Genomic DNA, 2,312 nt, shown 5'->3' on the forward strand with positions numbered 1-2,312 from the left:
GCCGCCCGTTCGGCGGGCGGTCGGCCGCCGAGCGAGGTGGCGTGGCCGAGCGTGACGCGGCCCGAGAGGCCCCGCTCGGCCGTGCGGCGGGCGATGAACTCCGCGAGCGCGAACCGCTCGTCGGCGCTGTCGTCCGCGAAGTCCGCGTGCAGATCTGCGGGGACGCCGTACTCCGCGGCCAGATCGAGCACCAGCTCCACCTGCCGTCGGCAGTCCTCGACCGACGCCTCGCTGTAGGTGCAGCCGCCGACGGCATCGGCCCCCGCCTCCAGCGCCTTGCGCAGCAGCTTCTCCGTGCCGGGCGCCTTGAACACGCCCTCCTGCGGGAACGCGACGACCTGGACGGTCACCAACGGGGCCCAGGTCTCGCGCAGTTCGAGCAGCACCTCCAGGCCGGTCAGGCCCGCCACCGGATCTACGTCCGGATGGGCGCGCAGCGTGGTGGTGCCGTTGCGCACGCACATCCGCAGGACCCGTTCGGCGCGGGCCCGCACCTCGGCGTGGGTGAAACCGGCCTTCAGCTCCGCCGTGATCCGGATGGCGTCCGCGAGTGTGCCGGACGGGTTGGGCCGCACCCCGTCGAGCAGCGCCTTGTCCGGGTGCAGGTGCGCCTCGATCAGTCCGGGGATCACCACGCGCCCCGCGCAGTCGAGCACGTCGGCGCCCTGCGGGGCCGCGAGCGCCGGGCCGATCGTCTCGATGCGGCCGTCCTGTACGCGGATGTCGGCCAGGTCCGGTGAGTCCTCCACGCGCGCGTCGCGCAGCAGTAGTGCGGTCACGATGGGTTCTCCTTGCCTGTTCGTGACGGATGGGAGGCGTGCGGCTGCGGGTGCGGGCTGTGCGGGGCGAGGTGGGGCGGGTCTACGGTTCGGCGTGGAAGTCGGCCTTGCGGATCAGGCAGTGGACCCCCTTGACGCGGTCCACCACCTGGGAGACCTCGAAATCGGCGGCCGCGCTCAGGTACGCGTACGCGGTCGCCCGGTCCATGCCGGTGCGGGCGGTGAGGAAGGCGAGGGCCGAGCGCACGCACTGGCGCATCGCCTCGTCGAGATCGGCGTCGAGGCCGAGCGCGATCCAGTGCGCGCCGGTCTCCGCGAACGGCTCGCCGAGCAGGCCCGTCACGCGCCGCGCCGCCGGGCCTCGCACCAGGGACAGCCGGAACGTCGCCCTCAGTGGCGCTTCCAGGGCGGTCAGCGCCACTTCCCCGTTGCCCTGCGCGAAGTGCGGATCACCCGCGTAGAAGCCCGCGCCCTCGGCCTGCACCGGCAGGTAGAGGGACGAGCCGCAGGTCAGGTGCTTGATGTCGAGGTTGCCGCCGTGCCGGCCCGGCGGGACCGAGCTGGCCGCCGTTTCCTCGGCCGTGGCCACGCCCATGATCCCGACGAACGGTGCCAGCGGAAACCGTGCCGAGAGATCCGCAGTGCAGCGCAGCACCCCGAACTCGGCGCCGGCGCCGTCCCGTTCGACGGTGCAGAAGGAGCTGACCGTGCCCGCGTCGGTGCGCCGGGTGTCGGGGCCGGTGAACGCGGCGCCGTCGTCGGGGAGTTCACCGGGCAGGGCTCCCGCGGCGTGCCGGTTGGAGACGATCCCGTAGTGGGTACGCCGGTGCAGGGTCAGCGTCTCCACCCGTAGCAGGTCCCCGGGGAGCGCGCCGCGCACGGCGACGGGACCGGTGACGATGTGCGGCCCCGGCGGTCCCTCCGTGGCGCGGCCCAGGCCCGACTCGGCGATCTCCCGTGCGTCGCGCGGGACGTGCCGCGCCGGGACCCCGTACCCGCCGAAGAACGCCACCGGGTCGCGGCCCTGATCGGGGAGTATGCCCTCGTGGGAGACGAGATCGACGGTGAGCGTGTCGCCGTCGTCCACCACCAGCGCGGGCGCGCTCCCGGCGTGCGGGAGTTCGCCCCAGCGCGCGGTGTCGGGGCGGGTGGGCAGGTGGTGCCTGCCGTCCAGCGGGAGCGTGTCGGGGACCGGCGTGGGGAGCGAGGCGGCTGCGGTGGTCGACGGCATCCGGGTTCCTTACGTCTGCGAAGTGGGGGAGGGCGGGCCTGCATCGTGCTTCCCCGCTGTTACGTCCCCGGGCCGGTCGTGTTGCGGGAGGGGGACGTGACGTCGGGTGCGCGGACCGGAGCGGAGGGCGGCGTCGCCGCGGGGGCCGTCGCCACGATGCGGGTCCCGCTCGCGCCGCGCAGCGCCGCGCCCAGCGCCTGCGGCGAGGTGATCAGCACGCTGCTGCCGCCCGCCGCCAGGAAGCCGAGAGCGGCCCGGATCTTGGGGCCCATGCTGCCTTCGGGGAACTGCCCCGCCGCCAG

The 2,312-nt window shown here is 74.5% G+C and carries 2 protein-coding genes and 1 pseudogene; all 3 read right to left on the reverse strand.

Annotated elements, in window-relative coordinates; translation table 11 throughout:
- Positions 1 to 779: amidohydrolase family protein (locus G3I40_RS26310; RefSeq protein ID WP_164304645.1), on the reverse strand; the 779-nt coding region annotated here is incomplete at its 3' end.
- A gap of 82 nt (positions 780 to 861) precedes the next feature.
- Positions 862 to 2,010, reverse strand: coding sequence for an acetamidase/formamidase family protein (locus G3I40_RS26315; RefSeq protein ID WP_164304646.1), 1,149 nt, complete (start codon positions 2,008 to 2,010; stop codon positions 862 to 864).
- A 59-nt stretch (positions 2,011 to 2,069) separates the two neighbouring features.
- Positions 2,070 to 2,312 (reverse strand): annotated as a pseudogene (locus G3I40_RS46575) (hypothetical protein); the annotation flags it as partial.

It is taken from the genome of Streptomyces sp. SID14478 (assembly GCF_010548525.1).
Classification (GTDB): domain Bacteria; phylum Actinomycetota; class Actinomycetes; order Streptomycetales; family Streptomycetaceae; genus Streptomyces.